This window comes from Calothrix sp. PCC 7507, assembly GCF_000316575.1.
In the GTDB taxonomy this organism is placed as follows: Bacteria; Cyanobacteriota; Cyanobacteriia; order Cyanobacteriales; family Nostocaceae; genus Fortiea.
The window spans coordinates 1,465,729-1,491,944 of sequence record NC_019682.1 but is presented as its reverse complement, the minus strand read 5'-3'; the positions used below and the strand labels follow the sequence as shown (position 1 = coordinate 1,491,944).

Here is a 26,216-nt window from a genome sequence, read left to right as displayed (position 1 = left end):
AACAGTGAATTTGATAACTGATACTTCGACTACGCTCAGTACAAGTAACTGTTAACTGTTAACTGAAATCTAAATTCCCGCACCATCGAGAAAGTCTTCAATGACGCGATTGGTATCGCACCTATCGTCGTCGATTTGTTCGATTTCTACTTGAGTTAGGGATAAACCTGATGGGGGTTGAAACCGCTCAACCTCCTTCTCTAGAGCCTTAACCCGTTCAAATAGAGCGCGGATCGCTTCAGCTTCCACGTCTCGCAGTTTGTTGTGGGCTAAAGAATCGCTGCTGACGTTGTTCTGGCGAGTGATGCGCCCTGGAACTCCGACTACGGTAGTATTACTGGGAACATCTCGCAGTATTACCGAACCAGCACCGATGCGGACATGATCGCCAATTTGAATATTTCCTAATACCTTAGCGCCTGCTCCAACAACTACGTTGCTACCTAATGTGGGGTGGCGCTTGCCTGTTTCTTTGCCAGTACCGCCGAGGGTGACACCTTGATAAATTAGCGCATGATCCCCCACGATCGCTGTTTGGCCAATCACTACTCCCATACCGTGATCGATAAACACACCCTTACCAATCACAGCCCCAGGATGGATTTCAATCCCAGTTAAAAACCGACTAATATGAGACATGAATCTGGGTATAAAAGGGATACCCGTTTTATACAGCCAGTGGGCGAGTCGGTGAAACAATAAAGCTTGGAGTCCAGGATAGCAGAACAGTATTTCCAGCCAGTTACGCGCCGCTGGATCTCGTTCATAAATTGTTCGCAAATCATCTATTAACATACATTCTTTGGGATTGGGGATTGCACTTCGACTTCGCTCAGTGCCCAGGGGCTGGGGACTAGGGACTTGGCACTGGGGACTAGGCATTGGGCATTGGGGACTGGGGAGTAGGGAAATAACTCTTGACCAATGACAAATGACCAATGACAAATGACCAATTAAAAATAATTTCCACAAAATATGAACTCATTTGTAGGAATTGTGTAAGATAATCTACGGTAAGTCGATGGGATTATGTCTATTTTATGTGTAATCTGTGAGATGCGATCGCATCCCACACTTTGAGAAAAGTTAACTTCGCATAGAATACGATAAATCCGTCGAACCACCGTAGTATATTGAGTACAGACTTGAATAGCCAAAACTACGCTCTCCTGGATCTGTCTTCCAAAGTTGAATACGCATTGCTAGCACTTTTAGAACTAGCAAGCCATCACGGAAAAAAAGTTCCGCTGACTATGAGTGAGATCACCGCCAAGCAACCTATACCAGAACGCTATCTAGAACAAATCTTGACCAACCTGCGGCGTGCGGGTGTGGTGCAGAGTCAGCGCGGCTCTAAAGGAGGTTTTCTTCTAGTGCGTGAACCTTGGCAGATTACCTTACTAGAGATTGTCACTATGGTGGAGGGTGAGCGGAAAGAGAAAGACAGCTCTGAAGCCCCGACACTAGAAAGGAGTCTGGTGCATGAAATTTGGGAACAAGCCAACGCCGCATCTATTGAGGTTTTGAGCAGCTATACACTCCAAGATTTGTGCCAACAAAGAGAGGCTCGCGCCCAGCAGAGTCCGATGTATTACATTTAGTCATCAAGGAGTACCCCTATGCGGATAGCAAATAACATCACAGAGTTAGTTGGACGGACTCCTTTAGTTCGATTAAACAAGATTCCCCAAACGTTGGGAGCAGTTGCTCAAATTGTGGTGAAGTTAGAGAGCATGAACCCAGCCTCTTCTGTGAAAGATAGGATTGGGGTGAGTATGGTGGAAGCCGCAGAGTCAGCAGGCTTGATTCATGCTGGAAAAACTATTTTAGTGGAGCCTACTTCTGGGAATACAGGAATTGCCCTGGCAATGGTGGCAGCAGCTAAGGGCTACCATCTTATTCTAGCGATGCCTGATACGATGAGCCAGGAAAGACGGGCGATGTTGAGAGCTTATGGCGCTCAATTAGAGTTAACGCCTGGTGTGGAAGGGATGAGAGGGGCGATCGCTAGAGCAGAGGAAATTGTCGCGAAGACTCCTGATGCTTATATGTTGCAGCAATTCCGCAACCCAGCTAACCCGAAAGTTCATGCTCAAACCACAGCCGAAGAAATTTGGGAAGATACAGATGGACAAGTTGATATTTTAGTGGCGGGAGTCGGGACTGGCGGGACAATTACAGGCGTATCCGAAGTAATTAAACAACGGAAGCCAAGTTTCCAGGCTGTTGCTGTTGAACCCAGCAACAGTCCAGTATTAACAGGTGGTAAATCCGGCCCCCATAAAATTCAAGGAATCGGCCCAGGATTCATACCCGCAATTTACCGCGCCGAACTAGTTGACGAGGTGATTCAAGTAGCGGATGATCAGGCGATCGCCTACAGTCGTCGCCTAGCCAAAGAAGAAGGATTACTTTCTGGTATTTCTACGGGAGCCGCTTTATATGCTGCAATTCAAGTAGCAAAGCGCCCAGAAAATGCCGGACGTTTAATCGTCATGGTGCAGCCTAGCTTCGGTGAACGCTATCTCAGTACTTCACTGTTTAAAGATCCAGAAGAAAACGAATGGTTGAGCAAAGTTTGATGCCTTAACTTTTTCCAACTTCTTGGGTATCGTCATTATTCTTTAACAGAATCATCAAACAGAAACAACCAGCAATTAGCTTTATTAAACTTAAAGCCTCGCTTTTTAGTACAATAAACGCACCTAAACCTATCAGCACAAAAGGCACAAAATAATTGCCGTAGCGAATTAAAAAATCAGCTACCATTTTTTGGTGGGTTAATTTATATGTGAAATAACACCATATTCCTAAAAGTAAAAAGAACAAACCGATAATTGCTAAAAAACTTTCCCAGTTATTACTAGCAAATAATGGCACATAAACACTAATATTATCGCTACCATTGGCAATGGTAATTGATGCCACAGTATAAATATGAGGTGATATAAAACTATTAATAATATTAGTTTCAGATTGTTCTGCTGTAGGGACGACTTCCTGTAATGTATCCTCTTCCCGATTTACCAAACTGTTGATACCAATGGTGATAGGAAGCAAGCCCAGTAATCCAATCAAATTTGGCGGTAAAATCAACCCCCCAAAAAAGCCAGGAAGGCTGAGAATTAATAATATAGTGAAACCCAGATACTGACCAAAAACAATGTGCTGAGGGCGGAAATTATGATTAACCTGAGAAAAAAACAGCAACAAAATCACAATATCATCAATATTGGTAGCACTAAATGCAACTATCCCTGTGCTGATTGCAGTGACTAACTCATTCATATTTTCAAATAAACAAAGTTTGTAACATAGCGTTCGCAAACCTGTAGGGGCGGGGAAACCCCGCCCTCGATTATGGGGTTTCCCCACCCTCGATTATCTTTAATCGAAGTGAGAAGCGTTATATTAATTTGGTATTGTGGTAAAGCATATGTTCTAACCATCCACCATGAGTCAGCTTGGAACAGCTTTAACTGAGGGCATAATTGCCTTCGCCGCCACCAATATTGATGACATCATTATCTTGCTGCTATTTTTCTCACAGGTGGATGCTAACTTTCGACGACGGCATGTTGTAATTGGTCAATACCTTGGTTTTACAGCTATTATTATTGCTAGCTTACCAGGATTTTTTGGCGGCTTAGTCATCCGACGAGAACTGATTGGATTATTAGGGCTATTGCCAATAGCGATCGGCTTTAAGCAATTGCTACATCAAGAACCAGAAAATACAGAAATTCAAACAGTAACCACTGATTTTAAACAGTCCTCACCTCATAATCCCATATTATCTTTCCTATTTAGTATTCTCCATCCCCAAACTTATAAAGTAGTCGCAGTAACAGTTGCTAATGGTGGTGACAATATTAGTATATATATTCCCTTATTTGCTGGTCATAGCTTTGCTAGCTTAGGGATAATTTTAAGTGTGTTTTTGGTCATGCTAGGTTTTTGGTGTGCGATCGCCTATTGGTTAAGTCGCCACGCCAGCATTGCTTATATTTTAAGTCGCTATGGTAAGCATGTTATCCCTTTTGTCTTGATTAGCCTGGGTTTGTTTATCATGTATGAAAGAGGTACATTTAGTCTACTGCCGTGGGTGAATAAATGATGAAAACGCAGAGTAACCCAGATTATCAACTGGATTTATTGCAGCTTAAGTAAGTCGGCACAATAAAACCAAACTATATCAAGAAAAGTAAACAAAGCTAAAATCCCCTTTCCTCCTGTATTCTGTCTCCTACCTTATCCCAACCATAATTATTTACGCCCACCTACTTACACCTGATAAACTAACTTCCAACTCACCATCATCAAAATGGCGTAGATAATAAATCGCAGTGGGCGTTGAGGAGCAATTTGACAGATTTTTGCCCCCAGTAATACACCAGGAACTGAGCCTAACCATATCGGCACAACTAGACTCCAATCAACTGTTCCGAGGCTAAGATGTCCGAGGGAGGTAAACAACAATAAAATTGCTGCTTGAGAAATATCTGTACCGACTAATTTCTGGGCATCAAGGCGGAAAAAGGCAATTAATGCCAAGGCAAACATTGAGCCAGAAGACACGCTAGTCAGTCCTACCAAACAGCCTAACACCGCTCCCAAAATGATTGTGAGTAAACGACCGAAATTAGTTGTTAAATCTAACTTTGGCAGTTCTGGTAAATTGAACTTGGGGAAAAAAGTCAACAGCAATAATTGTACTAACGCTAATAATGTGACGAGCAAAATCATCATTCCCAGCATCTTCAGCAGAATGTTATCTAAATTCTCCTCACCAGTACGGCGGATGAAGTGCAAAATGCTTACCCCAAAGAGAGAGCCGGGGACACTTCCAAATACCAGCCATTTGACGACTTCTAAGTCCAGGGTTTTCTGTTGCCAGTGCTTGTAGCTACCGACAACCTTCATTAAAGTGGCAGCTACAACATCAGAACTCACAGCAATAGAAGGCGGAACCTGGAACACAAAAATCAGCATAGGAGTAATCAAAGATGCCCCACCAATTCCAGTCAACCCAACAATAATGCCCACAAAGAAGCTTAAGAGCGGTAGTAACAAATAGTGCATACTCCTTGTCCATAAACGAGTTTTCAATGTTATCAAGCTCAAACTACAAGTTAGTTCGGGCTTGGCTGCTAAAATACAGCAATGCAGGCAAACTACAGCCCAGTGATAGACAAAGCTCCTTGTGGTAGATTCTTTTCCTTTTCAAGTAATGAGAAATCCGAGATTGATTGATCTGAGGATTTTAGTAGAATTAATTCCCTGACAACAAAAAACTGTCTTGGAGTCGTTACTGCATGACTACTTGCACCGCACTTGAGTCAGCTGTCGTAGCTGCTGATGGGTCACTTGTTCTGCTAGGCTAAACTCCTGACCAGTTTTTTTATGGTTTTACATGTAAACACAGTAAGCCGATGTACTTACCGTATTTTACTCATAAAGTTGATGTAAAGTCCAGTATACGGATGTCAAATATCACTTAATTATTTGTGATTATTTGGATGATACATGCCATCAGGAGGAGATATCTAAGCAAGGGTGCTAAAAAAATTACCTAACTTAGTATATATTTCAAAAGTTCAAAGCTATGTTATTGGCTTTAACTAGTGCTAGAGAGATTCCTACGCAAGAGCAAAGCTCAGACTCAACAGTCTTTTGAGACGTTAGATAGACTAGAGAAGACACTGTACCATTCCTAGACTTATCTGCTGCCACTAAAAGCCTTTTATAGTAGCTTTACTTGGATATGCTCTGCAAACGCTAGGAGTCTGTCCCATTAATTTTGCTGGGCTGCGAGATATCCGACTTCTACCCTGCGGGAAGCCACCCTACAGGTGTCTATAAAAAGGCAGGGATCTGAACACCACAATCTCGATATTATCTGACTGTGCATGAAAAAAATAGATTTGGTTTTTAGAACTGTTGGAGAAAGAACATCAAAAATTGCTTTAGAACTAGCTATAAGACATATCCAGCCTCAGCAAGTGCATATTATTGAAAATATCAAACCTTTTTCCTTAGCAGTGCAGCAAATGCTCAGGATTAACTACGAATGTGATTTAGTCGTTTTCATGGATGCTGATTGTTTGATTATGGAAGATATGACAGCTTTCCTGCAAGAAAATGACTTACCTTATATAGACTGTTATGTCAGAGATAAATTTAGAGGACAGGTTCATTGTGGTGTACACATCGTCAAAATTGATGTGGTTAATGCCATGCAAAAAATTAAGCCGCCGCAGGATGACCCTAAATATCTTCTCAGACCAGAATCTAGAATCAGAGATTTAGCTATGAGTCAGCTAAATGTCAACAAAGTTTTTAAATCTTTTAAAATCCTCCATGACTTTTGTCAATTTCATCACGATATATTTATTAAATATGCTTTGAGAGAACTGAGAAGTCGTACTGATTACCACCAAGCAAAGTTAAAAGCTTATCAAGAAAATTGGCTATTGCAACCACACGATCAAGATTTCCAAGTGGCTCAATATGCTGTAGAATATGCTAGACAGCAATTAGCATTAAACTCATCTGTGCAAGAGTTAGCAAAATTTATTGAGAAATTACCTGAGATTAGTATTCATGAATTAACTAAACTAGAAATTCCAGAAAAAGAGCCTTTAACTTTACAAGAAATAGAGAATTTATCTGCACAGCTTAATATCCAAAGGGAGTTTAATCAGCAACCTCGTAAAATCTTTGGGATTGGCTTGAGTTGCACTGGTACTAACAACCTGAATTTAGCATTAAATATGCTGGGATTTAATGTAGCACACTGCCCAGATGATGAAGTAACTTTACAAGAACTGATGATAGGGAAATATGATTTTTCTCTGCTGTATGAGTTTGATGGCATCACAGATATTACTGTTGCTCCCTTTTATGCTCAGTTAGATAACCTTTTCCCAGGTAGTAAGTTTATTCTCACTATCTGCGACAAAAAATCATGGTTACACTCCGTTGCCAATCACTTTGGTATTTCCATGTTTACAGGATTACCCAGCAATGAAAATATCATGTTTCTCAGAAGGATGTTACGTGTTGCTGTTTACGGTAGTTATACTTTCAATGAATCCAGATTCTCTTATGTTTATGATTTACATTACAACAATGTAGTTAACTACTTTAAAAAGCGTCCTGATTCCCTGCTCATCATTAATATTAATGCTGGAGAAGGCTGGGAAAAGCTATGTCCATTTTTAGAGTTACCTATTTTAGAACAACCATTTCCATTTGTTAATGGCTAAATCGAGGATTTTTTAGTGAAAGCAGACTTAGTGCTTAAGGTCGCCACAAATGACCCTGGCGAGTTACCAGAAACAGCAACAGTTAAGATATTATGTCAGCGGTTATTCAAATATATTTGGCGGCAAAAATCACCTTTATTAATAGCTTTGGGAATGATTGCCTGTCTTTCACTACTACAGATTCTTATTCCCCAAATTACTCGCTATGTAATTGATGTTATTATCCCCGAAAAAGAATTTTCTCTATTACCTTGGATAGCAGCAACAATACTATTAATTTCCCTATTGATAGGGTTATTAAACTTTGGTCGTAGTTATATGATGTCCATATTTGGCCAGAGAACAATTGATAACCTCAGAACAGACCTTTATCAACATCTGCAAAAGCTTTCAATTAGCTTTTTCTATAGCCAACGCACCGGAGATTTGATGACAAGGTTGTCTCAAAATGTTAACACAGTTGGTAATTTAGTCACCGCTGATATTGCAGATATTCTGGCTGATAGTTTTACTTTTGTGGTGATTTTGGGTTATCTAATTAGTGCTGATTGGCAACTGACGCTCCTACTATTAGTTACTTATCCTTTGATAGTGTATTTTACGCAGGTTTTTGGTCTATCTATGCGTAGCGCATATCTAGATGTACAGACACAAGCATCAGCAGTAAATGACCATCTGCAAGATACTATATCTAATATTGATATTATTAAGTCTTTTGGTAATGAGAAATATGAAATCGATCGTTTCTCAGACCAAAGTCGTAACTATATGGATGCGAATATTCATGCTGTGCGTCTTTGGTCTATATTCTTTCCTCTAATTGATATTTTAAATAATCTTAGTAGCTTGATTGTGCTGGTATTTGGTGCTTGGGAAGTAATGGTAGGTCGTTTGACAATTGGTGAATTAGCAGCTTTTCTGGCATACATTAATCAAATGAATCAACCCATTAGGCGTTTTAGTAAAGTAATTAATTTATTGCAAAGGGTTGTCGTAGCATTAGATAGAACATTTGAAATTTTAGATACTCAGCCAGAGGTGATGGAAAAAGAAGATGCGGCGAACCTAGAATCTGTGCTGGGGAGAATCAAATTTGAAAATGTAGAGTTTGCTTATAACAATGAAAGAGTTATCCATGACTTTAATTTAGAAATTCGACCAGGAATGAGAGTTGCTTTAGTAGGTTCATCGGGTGCGGGTAAAAGTACTGTTTTAAAATTAGCCGCTCGTTTTTATGACCCGCAACAGGGAAAGATTTTGATTGATAAATATGATGTGAAAGACTTAACCCAAGAATCACTAAGAAAGCATATAGGAATTGTTTCTCAAGAAACTTTACTTTTATACGGCACTGTGCGTGATAATATTGCTTACGGAAAGTTAGACGCTACAGATTTAGAGATTGAAGCAGCAGCTAGAGCAGCTAATGCACATGATTTTATTATGAGTTTTCCTGATGGTTATAATTCTATAATTAGTGAGCGTGGGGTAAATTTATCTGGTGGTCAAAAGCAGCGTTTAGCTATTGCCAGAGTTTTACTGAAGAATCCTCAGATTATCCTTTTGGATGAGGCTACTTCTGCTCTAGATACTGAGTCTGAACGTCTAATTCAAGAGTCTTTATCAAGACTATTTAAAGGTCGGACTAGTTTAGTAATTGCTCATCGACTTTCAACGATCCAGAATGCTGATTTAATTCTAGTTATTGAACAAGGTAGCATTGTCGAAGTAGGAACCCATGATGAATTAATTGCTAAAGGTGGAAGGTACGCTCATTTATATAGTATTCAGTTTCCACAGAAAGATAGTTTATTAAGCAAGTCCGGGTAAATATAAGATTTATTACATAAGTCGAGGTTTTTGAAATTAAACCATAGGTAAACATCAGTCTACCCTGTGGGTTCGTCCTTGGCGTTATCTACATCTGTTTGGTCAGAAAAAAACCTGACCGCATAAATAGTCTACGATCGCCCCAATATTAAAGTAGTAACAAATACCTCTGGTATCGATCTTATGCCCTAGTTCTGGAAGCTTAATACAGGATAAAACTTATGTAACTGCGCTCTAGTTAACCTTGCTACTAGTTTTAACGGTGATTGACAGTGTTTTAGATCACACCAATTTAGGGATATTTTTTATACGGTCGATTAAGTAAAAATCCATAAAAAACCCCTTAAAAGCGTGTGCCAATCAGGTCAAAATGTTAAATCAGATACCGACCTTGCCTAACCTTCAGCACTTTGTTGATCGATTCTCTATGTATATGACTCTAGAAAACTCAATTAGTCATACAGCGATTCAGTGGAAATCCGAACCATATTTACAACGCAATATTGATTTATATAAAACTCGACATGACAAATTTAGCGCACTATTAAATCAAGGAAGTGAGCAAGATATAGTAGAATTCTGGCTTGATATGGTGCTAAATAGCTCGCCATTGAAACAGAGTTGGGAACCTGAGAACCGCATACAAAAAGCATGGAAGCATTTAAGTCTGTATTGTGAAGAAAGTTGTTATCGCGCTGCTTCACAAGTATGGAAAGAGAATAAATACAAGTGTTGGGAAGAATATATTTTTTTTGCGCGGTGCTTAGTTTACGATCCAGTGAAATTTCCGGCAATTTTGGCAAAGTATGATCCCCATCATGCGCCACTTTATACTTATATGACTGAAGTTTTGCGAAAAAGCATCAAAGATGAAGGTGCGATCGCTAAATTTTCTAAATGGCGATTGTTGTGCAAAAAAAGTAACAAAGAACTTAAGGAATCACTAATTAGGTATGGCAAATATGAACCAGATGTTTCCAGATTTTTGTTTGCACGTAAATATTTTAAACAAATTTATCAATTCAATAAAATCCAAAATCCTGCAACTCGCAGTGGACAACGTTGGCTAGAACCAGATAGTAATGACTTTCAAGAAGCAGCACAATATTACAATGCTGAAAAGCTGCTAGCTATAGCGCCGCATCAAGTTGCAGTTAGTAAGGAAGTAAGTGGGGAAGAAATACAAAGATGGATGGAAACCTGTATTATTGCTTTGCGGAATTATCCCCAGTCAATTACCCCGAGTATTTCTCTAGAATCTATAGAAGCGGTTAGCCATTATGAAATTTTTTACATCGAAATAGAAGATTATATATCTGAAAAAGAAAGTCTTTGTCAACGAATAGAAACTGTATTGGAACAGGAATTATTGATGCTTAATAATGACCAAAAAGAGATTTTGTATCTTTATTATGGATTGGGATGGAATCAGAAACAAATTGCAGCAAAGTTTGCAGTCACCCAAGGAGCGATCGCACGTCGTCTACAAACCATTGAGCGAAAACTAATTAATGTAATATTTAAATTAAAACAACCACAAAAATGGGTTGCAAAGTACGTAAAAATGTGGTTGGAGTTTAATTATGAAACTCCAGATGATTCTGATTTAATTCATACAGCATTGGTTGCTGCAATTAAACAATTAAACACTGCATCTCAGAATTTATTACGACTTTATTATGGACAAAAAATAGATGCTGAATCTATTGTCAAAAAACTTTATTTGAGTCCAGAGAAAATAGATGATTTACTATATCAAATAAATCATGAATTAGAGACTGTATTACTCAGACAAATTGACATAATGATTAAAAAATTTTTAGATATGTGGTTATCTAAAAAAAGTCAAAGTCTGCATAAAAATTTTACATCTCCATCTAAACAGTTAATTTCAACATAAAAATATGCTGAGTTATCCAAATTTATCGTATTATCAATACAATAAAAATGAATTAAAAATCACTTTGAATAACCAATTATTGCTGCAAATACCCACCCTTATACAACGGCAAGCCTGGAAAGATGCACAACAGCATTCTCATACCATCGTGCGGTACAGCGCCTATCTGAATCGTGTGTGCTTGTATACATTTTTAACATACTTGAATGACCAACTTTTAGATCAAGCGTTACCCACAGCAATTTATCCTAGTGAAGAAGGCTTACATAGCATTTTAGAAGTAGTCAATGGTTCTGCGATTGACTTTGGTAAGCGGCGAATTATACTTATCCCTAGCGAAAATACAGATTCAGAATCACTATGTGTTCCCCAAGAGTGGATAGATATCCCCACGTTTGTAGGTGACTATTACTTAGGTGTACAAGTTGATTTAGAAGCAAATGCTGATGAATGTAGATTGAAAGTACAGGGGTTTGCCACACACTTTCAAATCAAACAATTGAGCAAATATGATCCACGCGATCGCACTTATATATTACCAAGGAACCAGTTAATCGAAAATCTCACACTTATGCAGGTGACACGAGGAAAGCCATTGCGTGCAAAATTCCCAGAATTACCAAGTTTATCTGCAACTGAAGTGCAAAATTTATTAGAACTGTTAGGTGATATATCTATTTACTCTCCACGTTTACAAGTCGATATACCCTTTACAAAATGGGCAGCATTGCTGAATAATCAGGAATGGCGACAGCAATTATATCAAAAACGACTGGGTCAATTTACAATAAAAAGCATAGCAAAATTAAACAAATTAAGTAACTGGTTCAAAAATACCTTTGATGATGGTTGGCAACCTCTCAACGCACTATTAAATCAAGAATCTGGAAATTTAGTCTATAGTTTTAGAAATCATGAGGTAGCAGCCAGAGATGTATCTGTAGAAGGTATCAAGCTCATTGATTTAGAAATGCAATTGAGTAATCAATCAGTTGCACTTTTAGTTGGTTTTACACCAGAAGATACTGGAACAGTAGCTGTTCGCGTACAACTGCATCCCACTAAAGGACAAACTTACTTACCACAGCATATCAAACTAGGTTTAATTTCTCCATCAGAGGTAATTCTTCAGGAAATTAAATCGCGTATTCAAGATAATTTCATTCAATTGAAGCGATTTACTTGCTCTCCAGGGAAAATATTCAAAATCCAAGTGACTATTGATGAATTCAGTATTACTGAAGAATTTTTAATTGAAACACTTGCATCTACACAGCAATGAGTAAGTCAGTTATTTTAAACCTAGGAAAAGGTGACTTGCACTTAGGCTTCTCCTTTGTGACTGTTCAGCTACAAGAGGAAAATAATTTGAAATGGAGGCAATTTTCAGGTAGTTTACCTGAAAATCCAACTCTTCTCGACTTATATCGTCGCTGGCAATTATTATATAAATTAATCTATGAATCTCGCTATATAAATATAGGTTTGCGTCAGTCTCAGCGCCATGATGAAGATATTCAAATTGATGATGCTGATGTGACTCATGTTTCTGATGTTGATTTTTATCAAGTATGTGATCAGTTACAAAAACAGATTGATATTTGGCTTGATGCTGAAGAGTTTCGCCACGTTGAGCGTCAATTACGAATGCAGTTGAGCATTGACGATGAAATCCGTTTCATTATTCAAACTGAAGATATTTTGCTGAGGGAATTACCCTGGCATCTTTGGCAGTTTTTTAGTGATTATCCCAAAGCAGAAATAGGTTTAAGTGCTATCGAATTTGAACCTAAAACTTCTAACAAAAAGTATACCAATCAAGTAAAAATATTGGCTATTTTAGGAGACAGTCAAGGAATTGATATTGATGCTGATAGAAGGATGTTGGAGAGTTTGCCAGATGCTAAAACAGTATTTATCGTAGAACCAAAATATTCAGAATTAAACACATTGCTTTGGGATAAATCAGGATGGGATATTCTATTTTTTGCAGGTCATAGCTATAGTAGTTCTGAAGACAATACTGGTTATTTACATTTAAATAAAAATGAATATATAAATATTTATCAGTTGAATAATGCTCTAAAAAAAGCTCTCCAAAATGGTTTGCAAATAGCAATCTTTAACTCTTGTCATGGATTAGCATTAGCTCAAAAACTAGATGATTTACATATTCCCCAAATAATTGTTATGCGGGAAAGAGTACCAGATAGAGTAGCACAAGAGTTTTTGAAGTATTTTCTCAAAAACTTTGCTGATGGTCAATCATTTTATTTAGCCGTGAGACAGGCGCGGGAGAAATTACAGGGTTTAGAAGCTGAATTTCCAGCAGCCAGTTGGTTACCGGTAATTTGCCAAAATCCAGCAGAAATATCACCTAAATGGGAAAATTTAAAAGGTAAAAATCAGCAATTAAAGCAACATTCAAAACATAAATTAAGTAGCAATTTTAAAACGGCTTTATTTATGAGTTTTGTTGTTACTATTGTGGTGACAGGAATGCGGCATTTTGGGATGTTGCAAACTTGGGAAGTTCAGGCTTTTGATCATATTATGAAAATGCGATCGCCTGAATTAGAAGATAGTCGTCTATTAATTATTGGTGCAGATGAAAAAGATATCCACACCTATGGTTATCCACTACCAGATGCTATAATAATTAGACTCTTAGATAAATTACAGAAATATCAACCTGCCGCTATTGGTTTGAATATTGTCCGCGATTCACCAGTACCAATTAATGATATATCTAATCATAAAACGCTCATTAACTATTTCCAGAAACACCAGAATCTAACTGCTGTCTGCACCTTCAATAACAGTTTAGAACAAAGTATTGCACCTCCATCTCAAAATCCCAATATTCAAGTAGGTTTTGTTGACCTATATGACGATCAACCGCAAACCAACAACCAAGATAAAACAGTCCGTCGCTATCTCTTATCCCGCAGCGAAAATCCTCTAGCTGAGACTTCTATTTGTCATACGCAATATTCCTTTAGCTGGCAAATAGCATATCAATATTTCAATGCCCATAAAATTCCCGTAACAACCTTTAAAGATAATTGGAAAATTGGTTCAGTAGTCATCAAGCGTTTAGAAAAACATAGTGGTGGGTATCAAAATCTGGATGCACGGGGGAACCAACTGCTGATTAATTATCGCCACACCCCAGATCCCCTACATATTGCTCAACAAGTCACCCTCAGAGATATTTTAAATGCAGATAGCGATCGCTTTGATCCAAACTGGGTGAAAAATAGAGTTGTTCTAATTGGTGTAGTTGCAGCCAGCGTCAAAGATCCGCATCAGACACCCTATGGTGAAATGCGATCGCTTCACATCCACAGCCATGTTGTCAGCCAATTACTCAGCACCGCTGTAGACCACAGACCGATGTTATGGTGGCTACCACAGTGGATTAATATTTTGTGGGTATTTTGCTGGGCTTTGACTGGAAGTGCCGTTGTTTTGCGAGTCAAAATCTCACTACACCAGGGCTTACTACTCAGTGTATTTAGCTTGAGTTTATACACAACATGCTGGAGTATTTTTAGTCTGGGTGGGTGGATACCACTTGTACCCGCAATCATTGCATTAATCACACCTTGGGGTGTCATTTGGGTAGGTAATGTGGTTTACAGCAAAGTTTATCGCTTCTTTGAATAAAACCACAGATAAATACCGATAGATTACTTATGATCTAACGAAAATCTGAGCGCTGATTGTCATTGCTCAGGTTTTCTGCATACTTAAGAAAATAACAGACATGAAAAAAACTGAAATTGTCGTCAGGTTTATCTATGCTGGGATTTTGATGTTACTTATAGCAGGAATTAAATCACCAAATACATACGCAAGTTCACCGCCACCCAAACCACCTGCGACAGGTACACCCAAAGGTAATTCCACGCCAGGAACAACTCGCCCAGCAACGGCGTGCAAGCAAACCCATAAACCGCTGACAGCACTTAACGCCAACAACGGCAATGATTTTACAGCCTCTCCATATCCCAGCCTTTGGTTTTATGTGCCTTACAACCAAGATGATGTAAAACATGCCGAATTCATATTACTTGACGCACAAGAACGCACAACTATTTATCAAACTACAGTTAAATTGGCTCATCAACCAGGATTAATCAAAATTACCCTGCCTTCAAAATCAAAAAAAATGCTCCAACCAAATCAGAACTACCGTTGGTACTTGATGTTAAATTGTCAAGGTAGTAAGAATGATGAACCTGATGCTGTTATTGATGGGTGGATACAGCGCAAAGTCATCACTATTAATCTTGCAAATAATCAAGTAGATAAGTTGTCTAAATATATATTTTTTAGTAAAAATAATCTTTGGTATGATGCCATCAATGATGTGGCTGAACTGCATTTTAAATATCCCAGCGACGTTAAAATTCAAGCAGCTTGGACAAATTTACTCCAGCAATTAGATAAAAAATGGATAGCGCCAGAACAACTTGTGAATACTGCAATCGTTTCAAATCAGGAGTAATGCTGTAGGAAAGCCTTGGTAACTTTTGGTATTATCAGGACTTATGCATTTTAATGAGAAACTATCATTCTGAGTATAGCGTTAGCGGAACGTTCGCGTAGCGTCTCGAAGAGAAGAATCTCTGAGATACTTTCCTGCGGAACGCTACGCATAGCAAGATCCCCTACGGGATACTCTGCACTCCGTTTCGCTCAGTATGACATTTTCGACTTTGCGTAAGTCCTGATTATTTTATGTAATAAAAAAAGAGGAAGCTTTGCTTCCTCTAATTGGAATATAGATAAACCTTCTCAGTAGTTGTATTAAGTAAAGTTATCTAACCAAAAATTAGTCTCCACCTCTAAATGATAAAGATCCATCACAAATATAATCAGAACGAACCCAACCCGTTACTTCACCCTTTCTCACTCTAAACCACACGAAACCATCTCTACCATTTCTACGATCTAGCACGCTAATATTCGTTCTGTTAGAAAGTTCGAGAATCTTTCTATTACCCTTTCCTGGACCTGTACGAACTGAGAGACTACCATCCGATTCATTAGTACAAACATGAGCATTATAACCTTCAGCAGATGTGTAATTTCTGCCACCAACTCCGGGACCAACTTCTTCTGCTGCTGCTGGTAATATCGCAGTGAGAATTAATGCACCTGCAAGCAAAGCTTTAAACATGATTGATATTCCTTTTGTAAAAAACGAATTTTGAAATTGAATCAAAAAAGTTGAAAATTACCGAATGGCAACTTCAAGAAATTGAGGTCTGTAAGTATTGACGTAGTCCAATACCTGGCTCAAATCCTGACGGTTTGTTAAGGCTACGCATCCTGATGTACCGTCTTCGCCGTTATTTTTATTAAATGATGGGTCGTAATGAATACCCAAAGCAGAACGGCCAGTACTAAATAAAGGTCGTATAGGAAGAAAGCGATCGCCTGCTTCAGCAATCGAGCCGCGAGTAGTTGCTGTAGCAACTTTGTATCTTCCGTCAGGTAACGGTGCTTCTGTTCCAGAACGGTTACGATCTCTGGTTTGGGTATATGCCCTACCAGATACGCTTATATATCTACCAACCAACTGGCCATTTGCAAACAAGCGCAATTCATAAAGTGGATTTCCTAATGAATTAGCCTGCCCTGTTGGCGTTAGAGTCATGTAATTAGCACTCCTCTGATAGCCCAGATCAGTTGATATTCTTTGTGACTTTTTGTTGTCCTTACTCAATTCCTGAATAGCTACATTTTCTGATATATCAGAAGTAGAGCTTTCGAGTAATACAGAATTATTTTTTTCACCAGATACAAGAGATTTTGCAGTATGATGACTGTTGATTTTCTCTCCAGCAACCGATGCTAATTTATCTGCTGATTGTAAGGAATTGATATTTTTTACTACTTTAACGTCTGCATTTGCATTGCTACTTGCAATAGCTAAACAGGTTAAAGACATCAAGATGGATCGAAACAACATGAAATTTCTTAACTTGTTTGCCTGCTTCGACTATAAGCTGGCTTTTTATTCTAGGGCATGAGGAATAATTCTGATTTTTATTCGATGGTAGTTTATGAAGAAATGGAGATTTTAAATCAATTTTTGGCATCGTATGGCAATTAACACGTAAATATAAATCTACTTGGGCACAATAAAAATAAGTATTTTAATCATTTTTTTGGAAATAATTATTTTAAGTAAAAAAGCTTGAAAGTCCTGATATCTAAACACATCAAGACTATTTTCTTGGTTGCGGATAAAAGAAATGATTAATTTTAATTTTGAAGCTTCATATTTACTACTTATGTAATTGGACTGATTAGGCATAATTTTTTGTATCTTCACCTACTTAGGTATTGATGATTTGTGTAGGGTATCGCAAATAAAGCTAACTGACGGCAGAAAAGCTTACTACTTAAAATTTTCTGATGGAAAAGAAAAATGGTGCGCTTTTGAGAATGAATCGGAAACAATTTCAGATTATACCTGTGTTAGTTACCTTAATTCTTCTACGATTGCTTTGCAGATGTTGGAATCTATTATGACTAAAAGATATTCACAAAAATAGGGGAGTTAAACGTACCACCCTCATATTGCTATCATTTTGTCTCCAATAAGAATATGAGGACATAAAACATAGCGGAGATATGGAGCAAAGCAATCGGTTCGACTCTGAAAAATTTTCTATTAAGCAACAGTACCTGACTCCCTTTGAGCGAAAAGCACTGCAAAAAATTTTAGAACAAGAAGACTTACCTAAAAAATACCGTCAGCGCATCCAAATCATGTTGTTAGCAGACGAAGGTAAAACCCAGAGTCAAATCTGTCAATTACTAAACTGTTCTCGGATGACGGTAAGACACTGGATTTTGGTAGCTAAATCAGGTGAGGCTCATAATTGGAATGCCTTTCCTCTTGGTAGACCAAAGATAGTTGATGATCAATATCGAGAACGATTGAAGGAACTAATGAGCCACAGTCCAAAAGCTTTTGGCTATCCATTTCGACGTTGGACAGCGCAATGGTTAAGCAAGCATTTAGCAAAAGAATTGGGTGTTGAAGTAGGTATGCGTCATATCAATCGTCTGCTCAAGGAAATGGGTTTATCCACTCGACTGCATATTCAAAACAGTAATCATACCAATTAACTTTAAAGATGATACAAATACAGATGTAAGGGCGAACAACCGTTCGCCCCTACGAGGCCTTGTATGAAACCAGAAATTTTTATTGCTCAAGCACCACAGATTCTTAAACAGATTGTGACATCAAAGGGCGATCGCATCTGTAAAACGGATATCTAGCATAAATGTTTACCAGACAAAGCACTGTGGGGCAAAACCCTTAACACTTCTTCTACTGTTGTCACCCCAGTTGTCACCTTTTGGGCAGCAGCCACACCAAAGGAGGTATAGTTAATTTCTTTCAGATAGCGATGTAGCTGAGTCATTGTTCCTTCATAAATCAGTTCCCGCACCCGATCATCCACATCCAGTAATTCTACGATCGCTTCCCGCCCCAAATAGCCAGAATGAAAACACTTAGGACAACCTTTTCCCCTGCGCCACCCGGTGGTTGTAGCTGCGTTTGCTGCTAATCCCAGCCGCTGCAAATCTGCTGCTGTTGGGGTGTAAGGTTCTGCACAGTGAGGACAAACCCGACGCACTAAACGTTGAGCAATAATACCTAAGAGAGCATCACTCACTAAACTGGGGTCTTGTCCAATATCTTTCAGGCGGGGAATGGCTCCAACTGCATCATTGGTGTGCAGTGTAGTAAATACCAAATGTCCTGTTAAAGCGGCTCTAATAGCAGTTTCTGCTGTTTCTCTATCCCTGATTTCTCCTAACATAATCACATCAGGGTCTTGCCGGAGAATTGCCCGTAAACCAGCAGCAAAGGTCATACCAGCTGCTTCATTGACTTGGGTTTGGGTAATACCTGGTAATACATATTCTACTGGGTCTTCCACCGTCACCACGTTGACTGATTCAGTAGCGACTCTTTGTAAACTGGTATAAAGCGTGCTAGTTTTCCCAGAACCTGTAGGGCCAGTGAGAATAATCATTCCTTGGGGTTGACTTAACCATCTTCTGTAAGTTTCCAACGTAGTTCCAGAAAACCCTAAGCCATCCATATTAGAAAAGGGATTGCGCTGGGGTAACAACCGAATTACTACTTTTTCGCCACCTACGCAGGGAAGAGTGCTAACTCGCATATCTAATCCCACTTCTGATGAACCACTGGCAGCATACTTCTCGCCGATGCGTCCGTCTTGAGGGCGACGGCTTTCGGATATATCTATTTCTGCCATCACTTTGAGAGTGACAACTACTTTTCGACTCAGTTCTAGGGGGAGAGTGGTAATAGTCCGCAATACGCCATCTATGCGATAGCGGACTCTTAAGCCTTCTGGCATCGGTTCTAGGTGAATGTCACTAGCACGGTTGCGTAAAGCGCCACTAATAATGGTTTTGACTCGCTCGATTTGGTCTGATGCTTTGGAGAGATAGAGTTCTGTGAGTTCAGAAATGTCTTCTGATTCCGATATCTGGGTGAGGGGATTGACGAGAGATTCGCTACTGATTTTATTTAAATCGAGATTTTGGGTGTGATACCAAGCGTTGTAGCTTTTTTCGGTGATGGGGATGATTTTGATTTCTGTGGCTGTGCGTTGGTTTAGCCCGCCGCAGGCATCGCTCAATTTCTGAATTATATCTGGTGTCGGAGTGATTGGAGTGCCCAAATAGTAGCAATTGCGCCAGAGTAATAGGGGAATAACTGGCGGTAATTCCTGACGGTTGGCAAATTTGCCAAAAAATCGAGAACTGACTTCAGAGTCTAATAATTCCAGATTGAGTTTTCCTGTCTCATCGACTAAGAGACTGATTGCTTGTTGGCAGTTAATTTCGCCCTTTTTTAGCTGTTGCCAGGGGGATAAAATATTAATGGTACTTTGCATAGAGTTTTCTCATTCAATTAATAAAATTAAAACTCAGATTGACTGGTTAAGCCATCTGAGTTGATTGAGTCACAGTCTAATATCCTGTCCGGTGAAAGTTGAGTATCATGCTTAGACCCAACCTACGATTATCTAGAGTGTTTGGTTAACGTCTTAAAGCTGTTCCCCGATGCTGGTTCATTGGCTTGCTTTTTGGAGTATCAAGGCTTGGTAAATTTGACGTACCATTAAATTGAACTCCATACGCATCGGTAAAGGGAATAGATGCTCCCTTACATCCGACTTGATTATATGCAGTTATATGTATATGAGCATAACCATTCGATGATGTATATCTCTTGACTGTCCCGATTACTGCATCCTGATTTACCCGTCCTATAAATTTGGTTGATGGAACCATGTGACCAATTAGAAAGCTCTTAGTTCTAGAATCATTTGTAAGACATACAAGATCATCTGCCCAACTGACTTTCTCGACATTTCCAGACACTGGAGCTAAGATTTTATTCCCCGCAGATTTATTAACATCATTAGGGCTAGAACATCCTTTTAAACCCCAAGAATTATTCTCTACTGTTATATCAAGAGAGTAGATATTATGATAACTATTAGCATTCTCATAATTATGGGTGACTCCACCACGATAACCTTGACAAACATACCAGGTTTGACCACTACTAAATGGTAGATTAATTTGCCCATTAGACACAATAGGTGGTGGTGAGCTACTACTATTCCAGCGTTGATTGCCATTATTAGCATCACAATTGATGAGATGAACTTTTCCTTGATTATCCCTAGTTGGACTATCTACACAAAGATTTGTCCCAGTCCGTTTAATTAAGTTATAACCACTACCAACATTAACCAGGTTCCAGTTTTGGTCAGGATCATTAGCGTCGCAAGGCCAGACATTAATTTGTGAACCCTGGCTCAAATAATGAGCGTTCAAACACTTGCCAGTAGAACGATGTTTTAAAAGAATACCACCACGATTTCCTGATAATCTGTCGAACTGTTGGTCATTATCATTATTATTTAGTCGATAAATTGACATTCTGGGATTACCATCAATGCGGCTGAAATTATTATTGGTATTCAACGCCATACCTCCTTGGACAGAAAAAGTTTCCGCATGAGCAGATGCTGAACCAACAAATAATGCAAGAGAAAGGGAGCCAATTGCTAACGCAACAGATTTGCAAATGTTGTTAGACATAATGTTATGATTCCTTTTGAATTGATGTTTGATAGTGCTATAGAAATCTGACTTAATTTTTGAAAAAATCTACGTATGTGTAGGGTGGGCACTGCCCACCATTTTAGAGTTTTGGTGGGCAGTGCCCACCCTACGTAGATTTCAAAATTCAAGTAGAAATCTTATTGATTGAAAAACTATTGGCGTTTAACTGTTTGCAAAGTGGGAGGTTTTTTTGGAGGTAAAATATTTGCTCCTACTTTTTTAGCCATTTTATAAGGCAAGCAAATCACATCACCATTCTTACGTCTGCATATATTACTTCCTGATATATAAGGGGGTTCCCATTTATCCCAATTCAAAACAGATGAGACAGATGTAACTCGTGAAGCCCTCGCTTCCTCTGATAAATAAGGATCATCAGTACCACCTGCATGAGCTTTAGCTGTGATCAAAAATAAACTATTCAATATGATCAGACTAGGTGGCAAAACGTGCTTTACAATCAAAAAAAGTGATTTCATGTCCGTTATTCAGCAAGCAAGATGGAGAAAAATTGTGTCAGTCTCGAAACCTTATATTTGCTAACCAAATTGAATCAATTTTGTGTTATCTCAGATGTTGATAGGTAGAAGAAATAACATGTATTCGCTCTTTCCTTATTTACTATTTAATTTCCTGAAAACTCATTTGTCACTATCATTTAGCTAAATGAATAGACATTAAATTAGCCACTAATTCTATTAAATAGGTAGCAAAAGTAACTTACACAAGTTCTATTTTTCGATGAAATTATCAAGAAAATACATTAACTATAAAATCATCGGACAGAAAAATATAGCTACTTTAAATTGCTTATGTAAGTTCACGTAACTAATATTTTTTATGCCATCTCATTTTGGACAAAATGTTTAGCTTTTTGTCCAAATAAAATTTTAATTAGATAGTAAAGTTCAGTTAAGCCTAAAATCCTCGGTAGAGACGCAAAATTTTGCGTCTCTACAGGCCTAAAATCAATACCAAAAATCCTTACCTGAACCGTATTGAGTTATAGAGCGATTATTGAGGATTAGTTGCGATGACGAACCTGCTATTTGCGTAAGTCTTAACAATATATAGCGTTATATAGCGTTTCTCGGTCGGATGCGATACAAGCGAGGGCGGGGTTTCCCCGCCCCTACTGGCTTTGCGATTTAAAATCGCACCTCACTGATCTGAAAACCTCTATATCTATGGAAAAATAAATTACTACCCTCATATTTGCTTGAGAGTGTTCCCAATAAATAATTAAATACTTTGCAATAGTATTTTGAGCAGTCCAAGCCTATCTCACTAAGAATTGAAGGAATATAAATATGTTGAAACAATTAGGAATCTCTTTTTTGCTCGCTGTTTCTCTTACAAGCCCTGTAAATGCACTTCCTGGACAAAAATTTGAGACGGCTATGAAGTTCTACACAAATAACCCACTTTTTGAAAAAATTACCTATGGTGGTACTGGAGGCTCTTACGGTAGCACTCACCATTATTATACAAGATTAAAGCAAAGTGCATCTTCCTCGTTTGAAGTATACACTGATAACAGGAGGCAGAATATAATAATTGAAGCTGTTGACTTAGGAGATGCCAATGAAATAGTTCTAGATAGAAGTTCTATTAGCAATTTACAAGTGATTAAAAATATATTTAATTCTATAGTTGTCAATGACTTTCAAAATTCTAAATATATATTAAAAAGAACTCGAGAGGTAACACAGTCATCAGAGTTTTATGAAGGTAAGAAGTTTAATTATCGCGTTTTTCGTTCTTCAGGAAATATTAATTTCGCTGTCATCTCCAAAAAGTCAGACTTAAAAAGTATAATCCAGACAGATAGTGTTTGCCACGGTGCTTTTTTTGATTGTCCTGGTTAAATTATCTATCACTACCAATTGCCAACTAATATATACGGTGCCCAGTAATAAGGATTTTGATACTCAGGCTGTGCTAAAAGTGCTTTCTGGGCGCGATGCAGTGCTTCGGCTTTTGTAACTCCGCCTTTTTTAAGTTCAGTATAAAACTGCACCATCAATTGAGATGTCGAAGCATCATTAATTTGCCATAAGGTTGAGAGGGTGCTGCTAGCCCCTGCCCGTAATGCAAGTCCCGCTAACCCCAAAATTGCCCGATTGTCGCCTTCAGCGGTTTTACAGGCGCTCAGTACGAGCAATTTAATACCTCTGGAATTAACTGTGTCATCCTGTAATAAGTTATTTAACTCCCTAGCTTTAATCAGCTGTTGGTAGGCGAGTAAATATGTATCTTCAGGGTTGGAACTAAAGTTTCCATGTGTGACAAAATGAACAATGGAAAATGCTTTTGATTGTAACTGTTTATGGAGGTTTGCTGGGGTGAACTGGGAATTAATTAACAGTTTGCTGGGTAATATTTTAGCAATTTGCTGCAATTCATCAATGTTGAGTGCAGAAAAGTTACGGGTTTCAACATTTTCTTGCTGTTCTCCTATCCCACCTGCTAATATCTTTGGGGTTTCAATTTGTGAGTTGCTTAAATCAAATAATTGCGAATTTGGTAGCAAGGCGAGGGCATAATCTTTTTGGATGAGATATTGTGCTTTTTCTTCGTCATACAATACTCCCATTGGAATATTGCGAAGTTCACCATCAAGGACAAAAACCAAGGTTTTGATATTGTTCTGTTGTTGCAAATATGGTTCGATGGGTTTGATTAACCAGCGATAAATAATTTGTGATTTGGCTTGAATTTTACTGGGATTGCGGGTGTATATAGCGCTGCGGAGTTGTTTTACAGTATCTTGAAGTTCAGTCCGTGGGATAGGATATACATATTGTTCTAGGTGTTGTCCTGGTAATTTAAAGATAACTTCTAGGCGGTTTTCTAGAATGATGGGATAGATAAATATGGCGTTATTATCAACAGTATTATTTTTCCGATTGATGGGTAATATCTGCGGTAGATTACAGCGTAAAAAATTCTGGAGTTCTGCAAGTTGTAGTGTGTCAATATTTATAATTGCTTGTTGGAGGTGTTCTTGAGATGCTGCTGATTTATTATTTTTTAATAGTAAATCGACTAATCCCCGATAGACGGGTTCTACATGATCTCGATAGGAAAATTGCACATCAGAATCGATGGTAAGCAAATCACTACGAACAGATTTGAGGCTTTCTACAGCCATTTTGTAAAAGGCGATCGCTTGATCTTCTTTTGTCTGCGCTGCTAAAATTCTTCCCATCTGCCATTCCCATTGATAAGCAATATCAGGGGCGGTGATGGGTTGGGTGAGAAGTAATGCTTGCTGTGTGAGATTTTGGCTGGTGAGTAGATAATCTAGATCCGCTTTTGATATTGACTTATGCGGGGATTTGTGCAGTGGTGCTAAAGCAAGATATTCAAAAAACCCGCCACGATTCCCAAGGGCGTAAGATAAAGCGCGGGAGTCTTGGAGTTGTTTTGCATCTTGAATCGCCGACTCTAATAAATTATCAATTTCAGCTAATACAGAACTATATCTAGCATTTGTTTGAGAGATGCAGGCGAGATTTTGGGCGGCGTTAATCTTTGCATACACCGCCTGACGACCGTTTGGTAAGTCAGAAATTTTAATTTCGTGCCATAATGCCTTGGCGGCGGAAAATTGCCCAGTTTCCACCAACAAACTCAAGTAATTAATCTGCGCTTGGACTCGTATTGATGGAGATGATGGTATTGCTAGTACTTGTTGGTATTGCAAGGCGGCATTTTGATATGATTGCATTGCAGTATGGGGAAGTTGTAATTCTACCCTGCGGGAAGCTAACGCAATGGAGTCACTTCGCGATCGCGCTTGGCACTGCCAAGGGATATCATTATAGTTGCGAGTCGTCTGGCGATCGCGCTCCAAGTTTCCCTTTGCCCAAAACATATTTGCTAAACTAACCAGGGCGGCGCTTTTGACTGTAGTTTTAGTAGACGATGATGGCAAGTTTTCCGCCAGTGCTAAACTATTTTGCAAGGCTGTATGTGATCGCTTTAACTCACCAATAGCTAGCAGAACGTTACCTAAGCTCAAGTATCCTTGAGACTTAATCACAGAGTCGGGTGTTGTAGTCAATCTTTGCTGAATCTGTTCGAGGTTATTGTATGCTTGTTGATACAACCCTAATGCTTGTAGTGTTTGTGCTTGGTTGATAGTATTGCTAATACTTAGAGCTTCATCTCCCAGACGTGTATAAATTTCCCCTGATTGTTGCAAACTTTTTAATGCGGCTTCTGGCTTTCCACGCACATACCAGAGGCGACTTTGGATATCTAAGGATTGCGCGTAGATTTTGAGTAGGGTTGGAGAATCCGGCTTTGATTGGGAGGGTTGTAAGAGTTGCAAACTGGCTGATATCTGCTGTTGTGCGGCATCCCAATCACCTAGTTGCTGATATGCTAGAGATAGGTTGCTGTGGATTAGAGCTGGAGTGCGATAGCGTAGCGGCTCCTTCGGAGCATCGCTATTGCCAGTTGTGGACAGTTGCAATGCTTGTTGTAATAACTTGATAGCCAGAGAATAGCTACTGGAGTGATACGCTTCTTTACCCTGGCGTACCAATTGTTGTACTTCAGTGGGAATTTGATTGCTCGGTACAGTAGGTATCTGAGCAATTACATCCGGTGTTTTAACCACAAATAGCGCCAATACAAAACTCAGAGCCAGCAGGTGATACCGTATTCTCCTCAACCTGGACTTAAATCCTACCCTACGAAGCAGTTTAGTGTATTTTGTCATGGGCGATCGCTGACGATTGATCAGGTGTAATCCGAGGGATTAATCTCCAAAACCTAGTTTTTGAGGGTGTAAAAGACACTAGTACGGCAAGGCGGAAGTCAAAAGTCAAAAGTCAAAAGTCAAAAGTCAAAAGTCAAAAGAATTGTATTCCAAGCTCTTGCGCCATTTGAAATGGTATGTTCATTTACGCCGCGCTGTACTAGTGTCCAGAAAGTTTACCAAAATTCTGAAAAAAATTCATACCATCCTCATATTTGATTAGGTTTACTCCCAATTA

Annotated in this window: 20 protein-coding genes; 11 read left to right on the top strand and 9 right to left on the bottom strand. The window is 38.8% G+C overall.

Features of this window, described 5'->3' with window-relative positions; genetic code table 11:
• Window positions 1-69: 69 nt before the first annotated feature.
• Window positions 70-795, bottom strand: coding sequence for a serine O-acetyltransferase (gene cysE / locus CAL7507_RS06595; RefSeq protein WP_042341910.1), 726 nt, complete (start codon window positions 793-795; stop codon window positions 70-72).
• 350 nt (window positions 796-1,145) lie between these two features.
• Between cysE and CAL7507_RS06590 the strand changes: the two genes are divergently transcribed.
• Together CAL7507_RS06590 and cysK are read left to right on the top strand one after the other, a co-directional pair.
• Window positions 1,146-1,601: an Rrf2 family transcriptional regulator gene (locus CAL7507_RS06590; protein WP_144051198.1), complete on the top strand. Its 456-nt coding sequence runs from the start codon at window positions 1,146-1,148 to the stop codon at window positions 1,599-1,601.
• A gap of 18 nt (window positions 1,602-1,619) precedes the next feature.
• On the top strand, window positions 1,620-2,582 hold the full coding sequence (cysK, locus tag CAL7507_RS06585; RefSeq protein WP_015127667.1) for a cysteine synthase A: 963 nt from the start codon (window positions 1,620-1,622) through the stop codon (window positions 2,580-2,582).
• A 4-nt stretch (window positions 2,583-2,586) separates the two neighbouring features.
• On the opposite strand, the gene CAL7507_RS06580 is transcribed toward cysK, so the two are convergent.
• Complete coding sequence (locus CAL7507_RS06580) at window positions 2,587-3,288, bottom strand: cadmium resistance transporter (RefSeq protein ID WP_015127666.1); 702 nt, start codon at window positions 3,286-3,288, stop codon at window positions 2,587-2,589.
• Between the two features lie 166 nt (window positions 3,289-3,454).
• On the opposite strand from CAL7507_RS06580, the gene CAL7507_RS06575 reads away from it, so the two are divergent.
• Complete coding sequence (locus tag CAL7507_RS06575) at window positions 3,455-4,117, top strand: cadmium resistance transporter (RefSeq protein ID WP_015127665.1); 663 nt, start codon at window positions 3,455-3,457, stop codon at window positions 4,115-4,117.
• Window positions 4,118-4,284: 167 nt separating this feature from the next.
• Here CAL7507_RS06575 and CAL7507_RS06570 read toward each other — a convergent pair whose 3' ends face one another.
• Window positions 4,285-5,082 carry a sulfite exporter TauE/SafE family protein gene (locus CAL7507_RS06570; protein ID WP_015127664.1) on the bottom strand — a complete coding sequence of 266 codons (798 nt, stop codon included), beginning with the start codon at window positions 5,080-5,082 and terminating at the stop codon, window positions 4,285-4,287.
• An 827-nt stretch (window positions 5,083-5,909) separates the two neighbouring features.
• Between CAL7507_RS06570 and CAL7507_RS06565 the strand changes: the two genes are divergently transcribed.
• From CAL7507_RS06565 to CAL7507_RS06540, 6 genes are all read left to right on the top strand, one after another.
• Window positions 5,910-7,268 (top strand): sulfotransferase family protein, encoded by a 1,359-nt coding sequence (locus tag CAL7507_RS06565; RefSeq protein WP_015127663.1) that lies wholly within the window; start codon window positions 5,910-5,912, stop codon window positions 7,266-7,268.
• A 15-nt stretch (window positions 7,269-7,283) separates the two neighbouring features.
• Window positions 7,284-9,098 carry an ABC transporter ATP-binding protein gene (locus CAL7507_RS06560; protein WP_015127662.1) on the top strand — a complete coding sequence of 605 codons (1,815 nt, stop codon included), beginning with the start codon at window positions 7,284-7,286 and terminating at the stop codon, window positions 9,096-9,098.
• A 433-nt stretch (window positions 9,099-9,531) separates the two neighbouring features.
• Complete coding sequence (locus CAL7507_RS06555; protein WP_042341221.1) at window positions 9,532-10,998, top strand: sigma-70 family RNA polymerase sigma factor; 1,467 nt, start codon at window positions 9,532-9,534, stop codon at window positions 10,996-10,998.
• 64 nt (window positions 10,999-11,062) lie between these two features.
• Window positions 11,063-12,280, top strand: a complete 1,218-nt coding sequence (locus tag CAL7507_RS06550; RefSeq protein WP_160166318.1) for a DUF1822 family protein — start codon at window positions 11,063-11,065, stop codon at window positions 12,278-12,280.
• Window positions 12,277-14,667, top strand: a complete 2,391-nt coding sequence (locus tag CAL7507_RS06545) for a CHASE2 domain-containing protein (protein WP_015127659.1) — start codon at window positions 12,277-12,279, stop codon at window positions 14,665-14,667. The genes CAL7507_RS06550 and CAL7507_RS06545 overlap by 4 nt, the downstream gene beginning before the upstream one ends.
• A 100-nt stretch (window positions 14,668-14,767) precedes the next feature.
• Complete coding sequence (locus CAL7507_RS06540) at window positions 14,768-15,511, top strand: DUF928 domain-containing protein (RefSeq protein WP_015127658.1); 744 nt, start codon at window positions 14,768-14,770, stop codon at window positions 15,509-15,511.
• Window positions 15,512-15,838: 327 nt separating this feature from the next.
• Here CAL7507_RS06540 and CAL7507_RS06535 read toward each other — a convergent pair whose 3' ends face one another.
• Together CAL7507_RS06535 and CAL7507_RS06530 are read right to left on the bottom strand one after the other, a co-directional pair.
• Window positions 15,839-16,186, bottom strand: a complete 348-nt coding sequence (locus CAL7507_RS06535) for an SH3 domain-containing protein (RefSeq protein ID WP_015127657.1) — start codon at window positions 16,184-16,186, stop codon at window positions 15,839-15,841.
• A gap of 57 nt (window positions 16,187-16,243) precedes the next feature.
• Entirely contained in the window at window positions 16,244-16,981 is a 738-nt protein-coding gene (locus tag CAL7507_RS06530) for a L,D-transpeptidase (RefSeq protein ID WP_236556893.1), read from the bottom strand.
• Window positions 16,982-17,649: 668 nt separating this feature from the next.
• Between CAL7507_RS06530 and CAL7507_RS06520 the strand changes: the two genes are divergently transcribed.
• A complete protein-coding gene (locus CAL7507_RS06520) occupies window positions 17,650-18,150 on the top strand; it encodes a helix-turn-helix domain-containing protein (RefSeq protein WP_015127654.1) in 501 nt (166 codons plus the stop codon).
• Between the two features lie 152 nt (window positions 18,151-18,302).
• On the opposite strand, the gene CAL7507_RS06515 is transcribed toward CAL7507_RS06520, so the two are convergent.
• The 3 genes from CAL7507_RS06515 to CAL7507_RS06505 all read right to left on the bottom strand — a co-directional run bounded on the left by CAL7507_RS06515 (window position 18,303) and on the right by CAL7507_RS06505 (window position 21,686).
• Complete coding sequence (locus CAL7507_RS06515) at window positions 18,303-19,964, bottom strand: GspE/PulE family protein (protein WP_015127653.1); 1,662 nt, start codon at window positions 19,962-19,964, stop codon at window positions 18,303-18,305.
• 145 nt (window positions 19,965-20,109) lie between these two features.
• Entirely contained in the window at window positions 20,110-21,183 is a 1,074-nt protein-coding gene (locus tag CAL7507_RS06510) for an RICIN domain-containing protein (protein WP_015127652.1), read from the bottom strand.
• 176 nt (window positions 21,184-21,359) lie between these two features.
• Window positions 21,360-21,686, bottom strand: coding sequence for a hypothetical protein (locus CAL7507_RS06505; protein WP_015127651.1), 327 nt, complete (start codon window positions 21,684-21,686; stop codon window positions 21,360-21,362).
• An 831-nt stretch (window positions 21,687-22,517) separates the two neighbouring features.
• Between CAL7507_RS06505 and CAL7507_RS06500 the strand changes: the two genes are divergently transcribed.
• Window positions 22,518-23,075: a hypothetical protein gene (locus CAL7507_RS06500; RefSeq protein WP_015127650.1), complete on the top strand. Its 558-nt coding sequence runs from the start codon at window positions 22,518-22,520 to the stop codon at window positions 23,073-23,075.
• 11 nt (window positions 23,076-23,086) lie between these two features.
• Here CAL7507_RS06500 and CAL7507_RS06495 read toward each other — a convergent pair whose 3' ends face one another.
• Entirely contained in the window at window positions 23,087-25,837 is a 2,751-nt protein-coding gene (locus CAL7507_RS06495) for a CHAT domain-containing protein (RefSeq protein WP_160166317.1), read from the bottom strand.
• Window positions 25,838-26,216 lie beyond the last annotated feature (379 nt).

Coding starts and splice junctions, on each gene's coding strand:
- CAL7507_RS06530 (WP_236556893.1), bottom strand. CDS start 16,981: ATGTTGTTTCGATCCATCTTGATGTCTTTAACCTGTTTAGCTATTGCA.
- CAL7507_RS06570 (WP_015127664.1), bottom strand. CDS start 5,082: ATGCACTATTTGTTACTACCGCTCTTAAGCTTCTTTGTGGGCATTATT.
- CAL7507_RS06580 (WP_015127666.1), bottom strand. CDS start 3,288: ATGAATGAGTTAGTCACTGCAATCAGCACAGGGATAGTTGCATTTAGT.
- CAL7507_RS06535 (WP_015127657.1), bottom strand. CDS start 16,186: ATGTTTAAAGCTTTGCTTGCAGGTGCATTAATTCTCACTGCGATATTA.
- CAL7507_RS06510 (WP_015127652.1), bottom strand. CDS start 21,183: ATGTCTAACAACATTTGCAAATCTGTTGCGTTAGCAATTGGCTCCCTT.
- CAL7507_RS06515 (WP_015127653.1), bottom strand. CDS start 19,964: ATGCAAAGTACCATTAATATTTTATCCCCCTGGCAACAGCTAAAAAAG.
- CAL7507_RS06520 (WP_015127654.1), top strand. CDS start 17,650: ATGGAGCAAAGCAATCGGTTCGACTCTGAAAAATTTTCTATTAAGCAA.
- CAL7507_RS06555 (WP_042341221.1), top strand. CDS start 9,532: ATGACTCTAGAAAACTCAATTAGTCATACAGCGATTCAGTGGAAATCC.
- CAL7507_RS06565 (WP_015127663.1), top strand. CDS start 5,910: ATGAAAAAAATAGATTTGGTTTTTAGAACTGTTGGAGAAAGAACATCA.
- cysK (WP_015127667.1), top strand. CDS start 1,620: ATGCGGATAGCAAATAACATCACAGAGTTAGTTGGACGGACTCCTTTA.
- CAL7507_RS06505 (WP_015127651.1), bottom strand. CDS start 21,686: ATGAAATCACTTTTTTTGATTGTAAAGCACGTTTTGCCACCTAGTCTG.
- CAL7507_RS06540 (WP_015127658.1), top strand. CDS start 14,768: ATGAAAAAAACTGAAATTGTCGTCAGGTTTATCTATGCTGGGATTTTG.
- cysE (WP_042341910.1), bottom strand. CDS start 795: ATGTTAATAGATGATTTGCGAACAATTTATGAACGAGATCCAGCGGCG.
- CAL7507_RS06500 (WP_015127650.1), top strand. CDS start 22,518: ATGTTGAAACAATTAGGAATCTCTTTTTTGCTCGCTGTTTCTCTTACA.
- CAL7507_RS06545 (WP_015127659.1), top strand. CDS start 12,277: ATGAGTAAGTCAGTTATTTTAAACCTAGGAAAAGGTGACTTGCACTTA.
- CAL7507_RS06575 (WP_015127665.1), top strand. CDS start 3,455: ATGAGTCAGCTTGGAACAGCTTTAACTGAGGGCATAATTGCCTTCGCC.